General features: G+C 48.2%; 14 protein-coding genes and 1 pseudogene. 5 read left to right on the plus strand and 10 right to left on the minus strand.

Going from position 1 to position 15,457, the window contains the following annotated elements; genetic code table 11:
• Positions 1-7: 7 nt before the first annotated feature.
• The 7 genes and pseudogenes from trmB to rph all read right to left on the minus strand — a co-directional run bounded on the left by trmB (position 8) and on the right by rph (position 6,235).
• Positions 8-672, minus strand: a pseudogene (gene trmB, locus AT705_RS09455) (tRNA (guanine(46)-N(7))-methyltransferase TrmB).
• 117 nt (positions 673-789) lie between these two features.
• A complete protein-coding gene (locus tag AT705_RS09460; protein ID WP_155946230.1) occupies positions 790-1,557 on the minus strand; it encodes an ABC transporter permease in 768 nt (255 codons plus the stop codon).
• 2 nt (positions 1,558-1,559) lie between these two features.
• Positions 1,560-2,480, minus strand: coding sequence for an ABC transporter ATP-binding protein (locus AT705_RS09465; RefSeq protein WP_058796406.1), 921 nt, complete (start codon positions 2,478-2,480; stop codon positions 1,560-1,562).
• 207 nt (positions 2,481-2,687) lie between these two features.
• Entirely contained in the window at positions 2,688-3,305 is a 618-nt protein-coding gene (locus tag AT705_RS09470; protein WP_010383483.1) for a flavin prenyltransferase UbiX, read from the minus strand.
• Positions 3,306-3,309: 4 nt separating this feature from the next.
• Complete coding sequence (gene mpl, locus AT705_RS09475; RefSeq protein ID WP_010383484.1) at positions 3,310-4,659, minus strand: UDP-N-acetylmuramate:L-alanyl-gamma-D-glutamyl-meso-diaminopimelate ligase; 1,350 nt, start codon at positions 4,657-4,659, stop codon at positions 3,310-3,312.
• Between the two features lie 192 nt (positions 4,660-4,851).
• A complete protein-coding gene (gene pyrE, locus AT705_RS09480; RefSeq protein ID WP_058796407.1) occupies positions 4,852-5,496 on the minus strand; it encodes an orotate phosphoribosyltransferase in 645 nt (214 codons plus the stop codon).
• 25 nt (positions 5,497-5,521) lie between these two features.
• Complete coding sequence (rph, locus tag AT705_RS09485) at positions 5,522-6,235, minus strand: ribonuclease PH (RefSeq protein WP_010383487.1); 714 nt, start codon at positions 6,233-6,235, stop codon at positions 5,522-5,524.
• 225 nt (positions 6,236-6,460) lie between these two features.
• Here rph and AT705_RS09490 point away from each other — a divergent pair, with 225 nt between their 5' ends.
• Positions 6,461-7,321 (plus strand): YicC/YloC family endoribonuclease, encoded by an 861-nt coding sequence (locus AT705_RS09490; RefSeq protein WP_049862926.1) that lies wholly within the window; start codon positions 6,461-6,463, stop codon positions 7,319-7,321.
• 115 nt (positions 7,322-7,436) lie between these two features.
• Here AT705_RS09490 and AT705_RS09495 read toward each other — a convergent pair whose 3' ends face one another.
• The 3 genes from AT705_RS09495 to AT705_RS09505 all read right to left on the minus strand — a co-directional run bounded on the left by AT705_RS09495 (position 7,437) and on the right by AT705_RS09505 (position 10,433).
• Complete coding sequence (locus AT705_RS09495) at positions 7,437-8,783, minus strand: HEAT repeat domain-containing protein (protein WP_058796408.1); 1,347 nt, start codon at positions 8,781-8,783, stop codon at positions 7,437-7,439.
• An 810-nt stretch (positions 8,784-9,593) separates the two neighbouring features.
• The gene (locus tag AT705_RS09500; RefSeq protein WP_058796409.1) at positions 9,594-10,130 is read right to left on the minus strand and encodes a hypothetical protein; all 537 of its coding nucleotides are present in this window, start codon (positions 10,128-10,130) and stop codon (positions 9,594-9,596) included.
• A gap of 3 nt (positions 10,131-10,133) precedes the next feature.
• Complete coding sequence (locus AT705_RS09505) at positions 10,134-10,433, minus strand: helix-turn-helix transcriptional regulator (RefSeq protein WP_058796410.1); 300 nt, start codon at positions 10,431-10,433, stop codon at positions 10,134-10,136.
• Positions 10,434-10,740: 307 nt separating this feature from the next.
• Here AT705_RS09505 and AT705_RS09510 point away from each other — a divergent pair, with 307 nt between their 5' ends.
• The 4 genes from AT705_RS09510 (at position 10,741) to spoT (ending at position 15,450) form a co-directional block, all read left to right on the plus strand.
• The gene (locus AT705_RS09510) at positions 10,741-11,913 is read left to right on the plus strand and encodes a MerR family transcriptional regulator (RefSeq protein WP_058797959.1); all 1,173 of its coding nucleotides are present in this window, start codon (positions 10,741-10,743) and stop codon (positions 11,911-11,913) included.
• A 110-nt stretch (positions 11,914-12,023) separates the two neighbouring features.
• Positions 12,024-12,647 (plus strand): guanylate kinase, encoded by a 624-nt coding sequence (gene gmk, locus AT705_RS09515; protein WP_058796411.1) that lies wholly within the window; start codon positions 12,024-12,026, stop codon positions 12,645-12,647.
• A 164-nt stretch (positions 12,648-12,811) separates the two neighbouring features.
• Complete coding sequence (gene rpoZ, locus AT705_RS09520) at positions 12,812-13,087, plus strand: DNA-directed RNA polymerase subunit omega (RefSeq protein ID WP_010383499.1); 276 nt, start codon at positions 12,812-12,814, stop codon at positions 13,085-13,087.
• A 260-nt stretch (positions 13,088-13,347) separates the two neighbouring features.
• Complete coding sequence (gene spoT / locus AT705_RS09525; protein WP_058796412.1) at positions 13,348-15,450, plus strand: bifunctional GTP diphosphokinase/guanosine-3',5'-bis pyrophosphate 3'-pyrophosphohydrolase; 2,103 nt, start codon at positions 13,348-13,350, stop codon at positions 15,448-15,450.
• Positions 15,451-15,457 lie beyond the last annotated feature (7 nt).

Consider the following 15,457-nt stretch of genomic DNA (forward strand, 5'->3'; position numbering starts at 1 on the left):
GGAACTCTTATAACTGAGCAATCAGGCGAGTACTTGATTGCCCGCTGGCCCAGTACTTGCGTTCAAACGGTGTCATAGCGGTATCACTTTCATAATCACTTACCGTTGCTTGAGCTCCTGCAAGCGCCAGGCTGCGGGCAAACTCCTCAACATAAATAGACCAATTGCTGCGCAGTTCAAGCCGCCCCCCAGCTTTACGATATAAGGGAACACTGCCGCACCATGCCAGCGCCTTTGCAGGTGTTTCGCTTTAGGCCAGGGATTGGGGTAAAGCAAATAATGGTGACTTGGCTGCCAATTGGCTTCGCAGGCTAGACGCCAGAAATCATTCAGATCTGCCTGAACCAGAATGTATTGACCAGACTCTGTTTGCTTATATTCAATGTCATGCTTTTCAAGACGATGCTCTGACTTATCAATACCGATGACTAACGCATCCGGGTGTAGTTTGGCTAAATTCGCCGTGCTTTCTCCCACCCCGCAGCAAGAATCCAGAATGATCGGACCATCGAATGCCTGTACTTTCTCATTCACCTGTTCGAAGGCTTGTTGTGTATGGGCAGCAATGGGTTTTTTGAATGGCGTATTGAGGTGCTTTTGTACTACCTCGTCTAACTTTTCATGCAGTCCGGTCTGATTACTGGTGATGCTTCTGGAATTGGCGTCTGACATAACAGCGTGTTGTGGCTCGTAGTGTGAACAATAATGCGGGTATTTTATCTCAGTCTGAGAGATTAAGTAAGCGGTTGTGTGGCAGAGTCACCCCCTGCCACCTCGATAGCCTAATGATCAGTGACGCAAGCCGACGCCGCGCTTGATCAGGTTCAGTGCAACCGCAAATAACACGGTGATGAAGCCCAGCAATACCCCAAACGCCAGGGTAATATTGACATCAGACACCCCCAAGAAGCCATAACGGAACGCATTCACCATATAGATGATGGGGTTAATCTGAGACACCCCCTGCCAGAACTCCGGCAACAAGGTGATGGAGTAAAACACCCCGCCCAGATACGTCAGTGGTGTCAGCACAAAGGTTGGAATGATACTGATGTCATCAAAGCTATTGGCAAAAACGGCATTGATCAGACCACCCAACGCAAAGACTGCCGAAGTCAGTAATACCGTCAATACAATCACTGCCAGATTGTGAATTTGTATATCCACAAACAGCAGACTGACCAGAGTCACTATCAGACCCACCAGCATACCCCGCGCCATACCGCCGCCCATATAACCCAGTACTATGATGTAGTTGGGCACCGGTGCCACGAGCAACTCTTCAATGCTTTTCTGGAACTTAGTCGAATAGAAGCTGGATGCCACGTTTGAGTAGGAGTTGGTGATCACCGACATCATGATAAGACCCGGCACAATGAACTCCATGTAGCTAAACCCCCCCATTTCACCAATGCGTGAGCCGATCAGAGAGCCAAAAATCACAAAATACAAGGTCATGGTAATGGCCGGTGGCACCAGGGTTTGTATCCAAATTCGCAGGAAGCGAATACATTCTTTGATCCAGATACTTTTCAGTGCCACGCCGTAGTTTAAGATTTTCATTCGCTGCGCCCCTGTTCCAACAACCCGACAAACAACTCTTCCAGGCGGTTTGCCTTATTTCGCATACTCAGAACGGTATTACCCTGTTCATTCAGCTGGGTGAATACCCCATTGAGCCCCTGAGATTTTGCGACTTCAACTTCCAGCGTATGATCGTCTGTCAGAACAAACTCATAGCCTTCCAGGTTAACCGGATTTATGGGCGCCTTAAGGTCCAGTACAAAGGTTTCTTTGTCCAGCTTAGCCAACAACGCCTTTATGGTCGTGTGTTCGACAATCTTGCCCTGATCGATAATCGCAATGTTGCGACACAGCAACTCGGCTTCTTCCAGATAATGGGTGGTCAGGATAATGGTGATACCCTGAGCATTGATTTCACGTAAGAAATCCCACATGGAACGACGCAGTTCAATATCAACCCCAGCCGTTGGTTCGTCCAGGATCAACAGCTTAGGCTCATGCATCAATGCCCGGGCAATCATCAAACGGCGTTTCATACCGCCTGATAAAGTCCGTGCCTGTTTGTCTTTTTTATCCAGTAACCCCAACTGCTTTAAGTATTTTTCGGCGCGCTCATGGGCCTGAGCACGCGGCACACCATAATAGCCCGCCTGATTGACCAAAATTTGATTGAGGGTTTCAAACTGATTAAAATTAAATTCCTGTGGCACCAGGCCCAGATGAGATTTGGCCGCTTCCAAATCGGTGTCTATGCTCTGACCAAATACTTCCACCTGACCCGCCGTTTTGTTCACCAAAGATGAAATCACACCTATGGTGGTCGACTTACCGGCACCATTTGGGCCCAGCAGCGCAAAGAAGTCGCCCTGCTCAACCTGTAAATCAATCCCTTTGACGGCCTCAACGCCGTTACTGTAGACCTTACGCAGGCCTGATATATTTAATGCCTTTGTCATCTTATTGTTTTTCCTCACATCCCCATGTTGTTGTTTTCACTTGTTTGTATCAATACGCTTTGTTATCAGCCTGGTAAAAAACGCAACACCTCAGCGCCAGAGAAGTCTCGATCTGATTATTCAGTGGTTCTGAATACGCCATTTTCAACCCAGATCATGATAAGTTTTAATCCCTCTGCGCCTATGATGTATTAACGCTGCAGAGGTTTAGTCGCCGTAGCCCCAGCGCTTTGCTAACCGGTGCTCTATACCCAGGTGATCTAAAATGCGCGCCACCATGAAATCGACTAAGTCCTCAATGCTTTGTGGCTGGTGATAAAAACCAGGAGCCGCAGGCATAATAGTGACACCCAACCGGCTCAGCTTGAGCATATTTTCCAGGTGAATGGCACTGAACGGGGTTTCTCTGGGCACCAGGATTAGCTCACCACGTTCCTTGATCACCACATCGGCCGCACGCTCCAGCAAGTTGTCTGACGCCCCCATGGCAATGGCGGAGACGCTTCCCGCGCTACACGGACACACCACCATTTTCTTAGGGGCCGCAGAGCCCGATGCCACCGGGCTGAACCAGTTGTCTTTACCAAACACCTGGATCTGTCCGGCTTTGGCCTGATAGAGCTCGCTGAGTTGCGCCGTGGCCTTGTCTTCATTGCCAGACAGTTTGATATTCGATTCAGTGTCCAGCACCACACGGGCAGCACTGGAGATCAACACATAAACCTGATAATCCAGCGCCACCAGTACTTCGAGTAAACGCAACCCGTAGGGCGCACCCGACGCCCCGCTGAACGCCAGTGTGATAGCTGGCTTAAATTGTGACATAACTTTATGACCTCTTTTCGCGCAGTGCACTTAACACTGCCTCATGGATCCCATTAAACCCGCCGTTGCTCATGATCAAGACATGCTCGCCCGGCTTTGCCTGAGCCGCTACCGCCGCCACAATGTCATCGGTGTTGTGGTAACACCCATATCCAGCTTGTTGAGCTGCTTCTTGTAATGACCAGCTCAGCTTAGGCGGCTCAAACAACAACACCTCATCGGCTGCCGCCAGCGAGTCCATCAACGTTTGCTGGTGAACACCCATTTTCATGGTGTTAGAACGCGGCTCCAGAATCGCTGTAATACGGGCATCACCCACCTTGGCACGCAATCCGGCCAAAGTGGTTTCAATTGCTGTGGGGTGATGAGCAAAGTCGTCATACACACAGACTCCATTAACCTCGCCCAGCAATTCCATCCGCCGCTTAGGTGATTTAAATTCACCGAGCGCCTCTATGCTGACTGACACAGGAATACCCACATGACGCGCAGCGGCGATCGCCATCAGCGCATTTTTAACATTGTGCTCGCCAATGGCCTGCCAATTCACCATGCCCTGACTTTCGTTGTTCAGTAGCACCTCAAACTGGCTGCCATCCGCTTTACACAGGCGATAATCCCAGTCACCACCGAGCGTTTCTTGCTGGCTCCAGAAGCCTTTATCTATCACTTCGCATAGGGGTTTATCCGCTGCCGGGTAAATTGCTTTACCCTGCGCAGGTAAAGTACGAAGCAAATGGTGAAACTGGGTCTGAATTGCAGCCAAATCGGCAAAAATATCGGCGTGATCAAATTCAAGGTTATTCATGATCAAGGTCCGCGGCAGGTAATGGACAAACTTGCTGCGCTTATCAAAGAACGCCGTGTCATATTCATCGGCTTCAATGACAAAAAACGGGGTATCACTGGTACGCGCCGATACACCAAAGTTCTGTACTATGCCCCCGATCAGAAAACCGGGACGCAATCCTGCGTATTCCAGCAACCAGGCCAGCATACTGGCAGTCGTCGTTTTACCGTGAGTACCGGCCACTGCCAGTACCCAACTGTTTTGCAAGACGTGATGTTTTAACCATTCGGGACCTGAGGTGTAAGGTAAGCCGCGTTCCAACACATATTCCACACAGGCGTTACCGCGGCTCATGGCATTGCCAATCACCACCATATCGGGTGCCGGATCCAGCTGAGCCGGATCGTAGCCCTGAGTTAATTCAATACCAAGCGACTCCAGCTGAGTGCTCATAGGGGGATAAACGTTTTGATCGGATCCCGTCACCTTATGGCCCAGCGATTTTGCAATGGCCGCAATGCCACCCATAAAGGTGCCGCAGATCCCAAGAATGTGAATATGCATGATTTTATTTATTAATTAGCTGACTAACCCGCTTAGGTTAACATACTCGCCTGAACCTTGGCTGGTTTTGTGAGCAGAACCACACAAAACACTTTTGCAGCTGGTGCAAAGTCACGGCAACAGGCATGAAAAAACCGGCTTAAGTGCATCACCTAAGCCGGTTTTTAAATACGATTTTAACGGGTTACTTAATTAAGCAACACCGTACTGGTCACGATATGCTTTAACCGCTTCCAGGTGCTCGGCCATATCACCTTGTTGCTCAAGGTAAGTAATAAGATCAGCCAGCTTCACGATAGACACAACTTCGGTGTTAAAGTCGCGCTCAACTTCCTGAATAGCAGACAGCTCACCTTTGCCTTTTTCCTGACGATCAAGAGCAATCAACACACCCGCCAGATCTGCGCCATTGGCAGCGATGATTTCCATCGATTCACGAATAGCCGTGCCCGCCGTGATCACATCATCCACCAGCATGATACGACCAGCCAGCTCAGAGCCTACCAGGTTGCCACCTTCACCGTGCTGCTTTTTCTCTTTACGGTTAAAGCAGTAAGGGACGTCTTTATCATAATGATCTGCCAGTGCAACAGCCGTGGTCGTCGCAATTGGGATACCTTTATACGCAGGGCCGAACAGAACATCGTACGCAATGCCAGCATCTTCCAATGCGGCTGCGTAAAAACGACCTAAGCGCGCCAAATCACGGCCAGTGTTGAACAAACCTGCATTAAAGAAATAAGGGCTGGTACGGCCAGATTTAAGCGTAAATTCACCAAACTTCAGCACCTGCTTTTGTAGGGCAAATTCAATAAAGTCTTTTTGATACTGTTTCATGCGATACCTTCTTATTTACTTATGCTTATGCCAGAGCCTGTTTTTGCAGGTCAATGATCTCACGGATTGAATGCTTAGCCAGTGCCAGCAGCTCATCCAGTTCTTCGAATGAGAAAGGTTCGCCCTCGGCCGTGCCTTGCACTTCAATCAGTTTGCCGGTTTCCGTCATGATCACGTTCATGTCGGTCTCAGCTTCTGAATCTTCCAGATATTCCAGATCGGTAATGGCTTCGCCGTTGTAAACACCCACAGAGATAGCTGCGATCATAAACTTCAGCGGGTTAGCATTGATCATGCCCTTGGCACGCATGTGTGTCAGTGCGTCAACCAGTGCCACACAAGCACCGCTGATCGATGCGGTACGTGTACCCCCGTCTGCCTGTAACACATCACAATCGATGGTAATGGTGTTTTCACCCAATGCGCTCAGGTCAACCGCAGCACGCAATGCACGGGCGATCAGACGTTGGATCTCCATGGTACGTCCGCCCTGCTTACCTTTTGCCGCTTCACGGCCATTACGCGTGTGAGTAGAACGCGGAAGCATCCCGTATTCTGCAGTGATCCAGCCTTTGCCCTGGCCTTTCATAAAACGCGGTACACCCGCTTCTACCGTGGCAGTACACAACACCTTAGTGTTGCCGAACTCTACCAGCACCGAGCCCTCGGCATGCATAGTATAGTTACGTGTAAAAGTTACCGGTCTGATTTGATTTGCAGTTCTTTCGCTTGGACGCATCCACCTTCCCCTATCATCAAAGTTTCGCGATATTATAAAGGGTTCCCAGGCGCTATGCCATGCGGATCGCGAATAATTCACATCCAGCCACTAGAGCTGGGCGATGTTTCAGCTATAATGGCGATGTTTCGTTCATGGCGATGTGTGTGTTCACCAACGACAGCGCTGTACCTTAGGTAGCCACATGCAGACACGCCGCAACCTTAGATTAAATTAGGAACTTATATGATCCATAGTATGACCGCTTATGCCCGTAAAGAGATCAAGGGCGACTGGGGCACCGGTGTGTGGGAGATCCGCTCCGTCAACCAACGCTATCTTGAAACCTTTATCCGCGCACCGGAACAGTTCCGCGGCCTGGAACCGGTCATTCGCGAGCGCCTGCGCAAACACTTACAGCGCGGTAAAGTGGAAGTATTTTTGAAGTTCACCGCCAACCCGGCGCACGTAGGTCAGCTGTCGATCAACGAAACCCTGAGTAAGCAGCTGATCGAAAATGCCAAGTGGGTGCAGTCGCACAGCGGTGGCGAGATAAACCCAACAGACATCCTGCGCTGGCCAGGCGTCATGGAAGCCGAAGAAGTGGATCTGGACACAGTGAACAGCGAGCTGTTAAAAGGCTTTGATGCCCTGGTTGAAGAATTTAAAGCAGCGCGCGCAAGCGAAGGTAACAACCTGGAAACCATGATCACCACCCGCCTGGATAGTATTCTGGAGCAGGTTGCCGTTGTTGAAGGCCATATGCCAGAAGTGGCTAAATGGCAGCGTGAAAAACTCACCGCTAAGCTGGAAGACCTGAAAGCCGAAATCGACGAGAACCGCCTGGAGCAGGAGCTAATTTACCTGGCGCAAAAACAGGACGTGGCAGAAGAACTCGACCGCCTCAAGTCACACGTTAAAGAAACCCATAAGATCCTGAAAAAAGGCGGCGCCTGTGGCCGACGTCTGGACTTTATGATGCAAGAGTTCAACCGCGAGTCCAACACCCTGGCGTCTAAATCAATCAATACCGAGATCACCAACGCCGCCGTTGAACTCAAGGTACTGATTGAGCAAATGCGCGAACAGATCCAGAATATTGAGTGATTTAAACTAAACTCGTTGAAAAGCCCCAGCTGTTGGGGCTTTTTTGTTCAACACTCCCGCGCTTAATTTCCACTGCCGCCCTTCGTGGAGATATAACATAATGATTCTTAACTCTTTAATGAATGCCCAATGTTTTAAGGGCGTGTGCAAAGCTGCTGAAACGTTCACTAAACCTGGTTGCGGGTACTCCCGCCATCAATACCCTGATCTCATCGATTTGCGCTTGCGTAGGCTGGCTAAATGAACGGTTATAGTCATCCCCCCAATTCGCCAGCTCTGATTTAATCTGACCTTCATCAAACATAGAAACGACCTGTTCGTTTGACATTAGCATCAGTAAAAATACCACTCTTTCCCACTTATTGATTTGATGAGACAGCGCGACACATGCTCGTGCGGTATGCGGATGTTCTGAGCCACAAATGATATCCATCAACGCTTTCGCATTCAGGTAGACCCGTGTTTTTACCATCAGCCTTGCCGACTCCTTACATACTGAAGGAGAGGGATCTCTTAGCCCGTTCAACAGATATACCAAACGATTATGAGAGTCTAACTTCAACAGACTGTTTAGCGCCTGTTTTCTGAGAGAGGGTGTACCATGCTGATGAAAGTATTTTATTTTATCCAAATCACCAACACACTTAAGATAGCCAAGCCCCCAGATAGCCGCCTTAGTACTTATGTCTTTAGTAAGATGCTCCCTGTAAAATGCCACAACATCATTACCATTTGCCTGACAGTGCTTTACAGCCAGCTCACGTACCGAGGAATGGCGATCAACTAACCCTTTTTCAGCCACCTGAGCATTGTTGGTGTCCATTAATAGGTGCTTTAATACGGCTTTTCGGATTGGCATAAACTTATCATTTAATAAGCTTAGGTAGTGCTTCTCCAGCACTTGTGGATAGTGAATACCAGACCAGCGAAAAGCATGGGCTCTGACTAAAACATCTTTACTCGAAAAAGCCATAGGCAACAATGTTTGGGCATCAACAACCTGATGTTCAATGACTAAATTCAAGCAGAGCCTGGCCACATAACTGTTTGCGCTTTGCACAGCTGCCAACAAATGGCCTCGGTTTGTTTCTGTTAACAGCAAAGCCTCCACTTGCCGAATAACATCTTGATGATTGGCTCTGTGGCAATCCTGTAGATGATATACTTGAGGAAGACACTGAATAATGGCCTCAACATTTTCATCTACCATCAAGTAGCTCAACGCTTTTACTGCCGCATATCGAACTTGAGGCACCCAATCATTCACGCGAATAATTAGACAGGGAAAAGCCACCGGGTCGCCCATCATACCTAACCTTAAAACGGCATTTTCTCGTTTGTGACCGTCATGATCCTGACTCAACTTAATAAGCTCTTCAATAGTCGCTACCTGTTCAGGCTGAGTATTTCTATTTAAGGTTATTTTTTTCAACTGACTGAATAATTGCTGCAAGTCATACACAATAGTGCCTTTTTAAATATGCCCGGTTAATCTGTCGGCTAGCCTAACGCAACAAGGCATAACAATAAACTCCGCTAAGTCTACTGTGGTTTTCCTCTGGATTTTTAGCTGACACCCACTGGTAAATTCACAGACCAATTGTGAGCAGTTTCAAAGTCGAACGTGCCTCAAAGCTTTTACGCTAGTTTGGGGGGCTGTCCATGTTACTCATGTTGCTCTTCACGGCTTTACAGAAAAAGAAACCAGCCTGAGCGCGCAATGGCTGCCGAAATGTTTAATTAGGTTGGTTATAGTTAGCATATTTCATGCGTCCCAGCTGGTTGCTTCAAAACCAGCCTAACCAGTCTTGATAACTCGCAGCAACAATTCCATGTGTAAAGCATAAAAACTGCTAGCACAGGTTATTAGCTGATTGTCCAGCGCTATTCACGGACTAAAGCAAGATTATGTATATCTTCATAAAAAAAGCGCTGAACGCGCTTTTTGTTTTAGCAATTAAGCTGGCTTTAGCCGCCACTGTTTTTTGGCGGAACAGGATGCACAGCCTGGGCACGATCAGGGACATCAGGGCTACTAATACCACCTCCTCCAACCGTTTTTCTTAAGTCATCTTTCGACAATCGTTTCATGGTTTAAAACCCTCCTTAATTGATTCAAAAAGTTAACTAAGCTGACTTCTTGACACCTAAAAATTTACTCCTTACAAAAAACACGACTCAAAAAAGCATGCTTGACCTCAATCTTCATGTTGCTCACATAAGAGCATTAGCAGCTTAATGTCTCAGTACTGACTGTGTATAAAATGAAAACTCAGCTAGCGCCTTCATGATTAAACTCGCTATCCCTTACCGGCGCATTAATAGCAAATACCAGCAAAGCAAGGCTCAAAATCACATGGATTGCTAACATAATATTGTCTCGTAGATAGAGTTTGAACGGTACAGAGTCAATCAGATAACTCTTGTAAGCCAGTATTTCTATCCATGTAATAAAATTAACTACACACATCAAAGCGAGTAATAGAAGTATACAGCACTCTTGTATGGATAAAGTTTGGCGTTTGTAGACAGTAAGAAAGTACTCAGAGCCCAACCATGTATACAGTTTATATGCAAAACTTCTTCTGTAGACTACGGGGATAAGAAACATCAAACTCACGAAGATATCCGCAATATAATAGTGTGTAGTCCATTGCAACGTAATTGGTAAAGTCGCCAATTCAAACGTTTCAAAAAGGCCATAAGTCAATAGAAACCATCTCGCTGTGGCAATGTTCCAACAAAGAATCAAACCCAACAAAATCATTGCAATAGGGGCATATTCCATAACCGCATATATTTCATTCATGGATCACTCCTTTTCTGGCTTTTCATCGGGTGAAGGACTTTGCTCTTCAAGATCGGTGAGTTTAAGTACACCAGTTAAATCTTTACCAAAAACCAGAAACAGCTCGAACATCTGGGCGTAACTCATATCGGTTTTGCCGGATTCATAGTTACTGATGGTGGCCTGGTCAACACCAAGCCGCCTGGCCAGCTCTTGCTGGGACCAGCCTCTGTGATGTCTCAACTGGCGGATTGAGCGCTGCACATAGCGCCTGAAGTTCTCCACTTTGTGATTGCGCTTATCAGGACTGTTCTTCACGCGCATGCATCTCCCTATTTATTCTTGAGGCTAACCTAGCAAGCCACACTACAAAATAAAACATTTTAGAAACAAAATTAACACACCCAACTACCTTTTATGAATACTTTTATAACCTGTTCCACTTTGCATCCGTGTTTATCTTCACCCCGGTAACAACACCCAAACCTGAACCCTGAGCGGCAAACCTTACCTTTATTTGCCCTCACTCATTGACCTGTCTATAACTTCATAGTTTATCGTTTCGTTTGTTACCGCCTGACCGCGCTTATTGTTGGCCAGTCTGGCATATGTAAAAGAGGAGCCGGGTTTGGTGTATCGGATTTCTGAATTGGCGGCACAGCTGGGTTTGTCGCGCTCTACTTTGTTGTATTACGAAAAGCGGGGGCTGATCTGTGGCAACCGGGCCAACAATGGTTATCGGGTTTATGGCGAGCGAGACTTACAAAAGCTCAGACTGCTGCAACAGCTACAGGCTGGCGGACTAACGCTGAGTGAATGCAAACAGGCGCTGGAGGCCAAGCTAGATCGCACCGTGCTCAGCAACAGGCTCGCTGAGCTGGAAAGCGAAATTGCACATAAGCAGCAGGCGCATACTTTGCTGTCTGCCCTGCTTGGGCGCGGTTCACTGCGCGACTGGCATGCACAGGCCAATAAACTGGCACCCGATGCACACAGAAACTGGCTTGAACAACAAGGGTTTGATGAACAACAAACCCTGTATTTAAAATGGTTATCAAAAGACATGAACGAACACGACACTTATATGGCCGACTTTATGGCGGTCTTTCATCAGTTAGAACGCTGGGGGCCCGGCAGTAATACCGATACACGTAAGGCGTTAACGCACATTCCTTTTACACCGCACACCGTGCTGGACATCGGCTGTGGTAAGGGCTTTGCTACTGAGTTACTCGCACAGGAGACACAAGCGCAGATCACGGCGGTGGATAATGAAGCGCAGGCAATCGATAGCCTGGCGGCGCGACTAAAACACGCGGAACTGGACGAACGTGTCACCCCTCTGTGTGCCAGTATGACTGCTTTGCCCTTTCAGAGCGGCAGCTTTGATCTGCTCTGGGCCGAAAGCTCCGCTTACATAATGGGCTTTGAAGCGGCACTAAATGCCTGGCGTCCCTTACTGCGCTCAGCAGGCTGCCTGATGGTCAGCGATTTGGTGTGGTTAAACGAGACGCCCTCTCAGGAGGCAATCACCTTCTGGCAACAGGAATACCCGGATATGCAAACAGTTGCTGTACGACTGGCACAGATTGAGCAGGCCGGTTTTCGGGTCTTAAGCCACTTTACGCTGAGTGAGCAGGCCTGGGCAGACTATTATGTGCCGCTCAAAGCTGAGGTTACACAACGACTGAGCCACCAGCCAGATTCCGCTGCGCTTCAGGACATGGCCCGGGAAATTGCCATCTACGAGCGTTATCTGGGCGAGTTTGGCTACCAGGTGTTTGTGCTGCAACGCAGCGATTGAACATGATGAGGCTGGTAAGTTAGGTGATATGGCTTTAAAATAACTCTTTTGGACAACCAGCGGTGTTGCAACGTTCACATCGCTGTACTGCAACCCTATAGGTCTGACGTATGCCACATCAAAATCGCGGTAATTTGTTTATTCTTTCAGCGCCCTCTGGTGCCGGAAAGTCAAGTTTGATTAAAGCCCTGCTGGAAAGACAAGATAAAGTCAGGGTCTCGGTGTCACATACAACTCGCGCGCCTCGCCCGGGAGAGCATAATGGCGAGCACTACCATTTTGTCTCGGTGGATGAGTTTAAAGCGCTTATCAACCAGAATGACTTTTTCGAATGGGCGCAGGTTTTTGATAACTACTACGGCACCTCTAAACAGGCCATCGAAAACCAGCTTGCACAGGGTATTGACGTGTTCCTGGACATTGACTGGCAAGGTGCCCGTCAGGTTCGCGAGCTGCTGCCTGAAGTAAAAACCATCTTCATTCTGCCGCCGTCAAAGCAGGCACTGGAAGAGCGTTTGAATAACCGAGGGCAGGACTCTCAGGAAATCATTGCCTCGCGTATGGAGCAAGCCAAATCTGAATGCTCTCACTACAATGAATTCGACTATCTACTGGTCAATGATGACTTTGAGACTGCGCTGAATGAACTGGAGCACATCGTCGTGGCTGCGCGTCTGGAGCTGAAAAAGCAACAGTTGAGCCAGCAGGCATTGATAGCCGAACTGCTAAAGTAAGTCACATCGGCGGCCGACTGTTCGGGGTTTCGCACTGGCAGCAAAGATTGCTGCCATATAAAGCCATAACGACCCGATATTTTTTAACCATATACTTGGCGAATCCGGCGCTTTTTAGTAGACTAGCCCTTTGCTAAATGTATTGAATTTTTTGGAGTGCTTCGATGGCTCGCGTAACAGTAGAAGACGCAGTAGATAAAATTGGTAACCGTTTCGACCTAATTCTTGTTGCAGCGCGTCGCGCTCGTCAGATTGCAGTCGGTGGTAAAGACCCTCTGGTTGAAGCTGAAAATGACAAGCCAACCGTAATCGCATTACGCGAAATCGAAAAAGGCATGGTCACCAGCGATTCACTGGACATGATCGATCGCGAAGAGCAACAAACTCAGGAAGCTGCAGAGCTTGCTGCTGTTGCTGCAATTGTGGGTGGCAATCGCTAATCCACTGCGACCAGTACGACAATAACGCCAGCTTTTTAGCTGGCGTTATTGTTTCTACAGTACAGGTCACTGAACACCTCTATCTAGACTAATAAATGTGTTAGTCGATTGGCTTCGACGTCAATTCATCGTATATTCAGTACTTAACTTATTATTAATACCAATCAAATGTCATACCGACCAGGGTAAAGGTGTTATAGCCTGACTGCAGGTAGGTTAATACGCGTTTGATATAACTTCGCTGGAACATTGGAGTGTGAATGTATCTGTTTGAAGGCTTAAAGAAAAAAATATCAGAGTATCTGTCACCCGAAGATGTGGAACTGGTGCAAAAAGCCTACGTGGTTGCCCGCGAAGCGCATGAAGGGCAAACCCGCTCCAGCGGCGAGCCTTATATTACTCACCCTGTTGAAGTCACCCAGATCCTGGCCAGTATGAAGCTGGACCACGAAACACTGATGGCAGCATTGATGCATGATGTGATCGAAGACACCGACTTCAGCCAGACCGATCTCGCCGAAATCTTCGGTGATACAGTTGCCGAACTGGTGGCGGGTGTTAGTAAGCTGGACAAACTCGACTTTAAAGATAAAAAAGAGTTTCAGGCCGAAAACTACCGTAAAATGATCATGGCCATGACCCAGGATATCCGGGTGATCCTCATCAAACTGGCTGACCGCACCCACAACATGCGCACGCTAGGCTTTTTACGTCCGGAAAAACGCCGCCGGATAGCCCGTGAAACCCTGGAAATCTTTGCCCCTATCGCCAATCGTCTTGGTATCCATGACATTAAGAACGAACTTGAAGACCTGGGCTTTTCGGCCTTATACCCCATGCGTCACAGAGCACTCAAATCAGAAGTGGCCAAAGCGCGGGGTAACCGTAAAGAAGTGATTAGCAATATCCAGTCAGAGATAGAGTCTCGCCTGGAAGAAGCAGGCATTGATGCGTCGGTCAGTGGCCGTGAAAAGCACCTGTACAGCATTTATAAAAAGATGCTCAACAAAGAGCTGCTGTTCAACGAAGTGATGGACATTTACGCTTTTCGCATCAACGTCAACAGCATAGATACCTGCTACCGGGTGCTGGGTGTGGCACACAACCTTTACAAGCCCATAGAAACCCGTTTTAAAGACTACATTGCTGTACCTAAGACCAATGGCTATCAGTCACTGCATACCTCTTTGGTCGGGCCGCATGGTATTCCGGTAGAGATCCAAATTCGCACCCATGATATGGATCATATGGCTGATAAAGGGGTTGCAGCGCACTGGATGTATAAAAAGTCCGGCGACACGGCGGGCCATACCGCACAGCAACGCGCCAGACAATGGATGCAAAGCCTGCTTGAGTTACAACAAAGTGCTGGCTCATCGTTTGAGTTTGTCGAAAACGTGAAGACCGAGCTGTTCCCGGAAGAAATTTATGTCTTTACGCCGGATGGGCGCATCATTGAATTACCTATGGGCGCAACAGCCGTCGACTTTGCCTATGCCGTTCATACCGACGTCGGTAACACCTGTGTTGGCGCGCGCGTTAACCGTAAGCCTTATCCACTCAGCAAAGCGCTGGACACCGGGCAAACTGTTGAGGTGATCACCAGTTCTGGTGCACACCCCAATGCCACCTGGTTAAACTTTATTGTCACAGGTAAAGCGCGCTTGGGAGTACGTAACTACCTTAAGAGCCAGCACCAGGAAGAGTCTATCCTGCTGGGTCGACGCTTACTTGACTCCGCACTGGGTGAACATAAGCTGGACGATATTCCAACCGAGCAAATAGACCGAGTACTGGAAGAGAATGACCTGAACACCGTGCTTGAGCTGCTAGTGGAAATTGGCAACGGCAACATCATGAGTATGCTAGTTGCAAAGCGCCTGCTACAAGCCGATGATGAAATCGAGAGCCTGGCACAAAAAGCCAAAGCGCCGATCATTGGTACAGAAGGTATGCTGGTCACTTATGCCAAGTGTTGCCGACCTGTCCCGGGTGATGACATTACCGCCTATGTTAGCCAGGGCAAGGGCTTAATGGTCCACCGCCAGGAATGTAAAAACATTAAAGGCTGGCAAAATGAACGTGCCAAGTACTTTGTGGTAAAGTGGGAAGATAACCCCGAAAAAGAATACATCGCAGCACTGCGGGTTGAGATCATCAACCACCAGGGTGCGTTGGCCAAATTAACCAATGTGGTTGCAAGTACACAAGCCAATATTGTGGAGATTGCAACCGAAGAAAAAGAGAGCAACCTGTACGTGATTGACCTGGGTGTTACCGTCAAAGACAGGATCCACGTTGCAAATATTATGCGCCGGATCCGGGTAATGCCAGATGTACAACGTGTAACCAGGAAGCGATAAAGGAAAG

This window comes from Pseudoalteromonas rubra, assembly GCF_001482385.1.
GTDB lineage: Bacteria > Pseudomonadota > Gammaproteobacteria > Enterobacterales > Alteromonadaceae > Pseudoalteromonas > Pseudoalteromonas ardens.

Bases quoted from the DNA above. Each gene is read 5' to 3' on its own strand.
- AT705_RS09470 (WP_010383483.1), bottom strand. From the start codon at position 3,305: ATGTCACAATTTAAGCCAGCTATCACACTGGCGTTCAGCGGGGCGTCG.
- AT705_RS09505 (WP_058796410.1), bottom strand. From the start codon at position 10,433: ATGCGCGTGAAGAACAGTCCTGATAAGCGCAATCACAAAGTGGAGAAC.
- AT705_RS09465 (WP_058796406.1), bottom strand. From the start codon at position 2,480: ATGACAAAGGCATTAAATATATCAGGCCTGCGTAAGGTCTACAGTAAC.
- rpoZ (WP_010383499.1), top strand. From the start codon at position 12,812: ATGGCTCGCGTAACAGTAGAAGACGCAGTAGATAAAATTGGTAACCGT.
- gmk (WP_058796411.1), top strand. From the start codon at position 12,024: ATGCCACATCAAAATCGCGGTAATTTGTTTATTCTTTCAGCGCCCTCT.
- spoT (WP_058796412.1), top strand. From the start codon at position 13,348: ATGTATCTGTTTGAAGGCTTAAAGAAAAAAATATCAGAGTATCTGTCA.
- AT705_RS09500 (WP_058796409.1), bottom strand. From the start codon at position 10,130: ATGAATGAAATATATGCGGTTATGGAATATGCCCCTATTGCAATGATT.
- AT705_RS09490 (WP_049862926.1), top strand. From the start codon at position 6,461: ATGATCCATAGTATGACCGCTTATGCCCGTAAAGAGATCAAGGGCGAC.
- mpl (WP_010383484.1), bottom strand. From the start codon at position 4,659: ATGCATATTCACATTCTTGGGATCTGCGGCACCTTTATGGGTGGCATT.
- pyrE (WP_058796407.1), bottom strand. From the start codon at position 5,496: ATGAAACAGTATCAAAAAGACTTTATTGAATTTGCCCTACAAAAGCAG.
- rph (WP_010383487.1), bottom strand. From the start codon at position 6,235: ATGCGTCCAAGCGAAAGAACTGCAAATCAAATCAGACCGGTAACTTTT.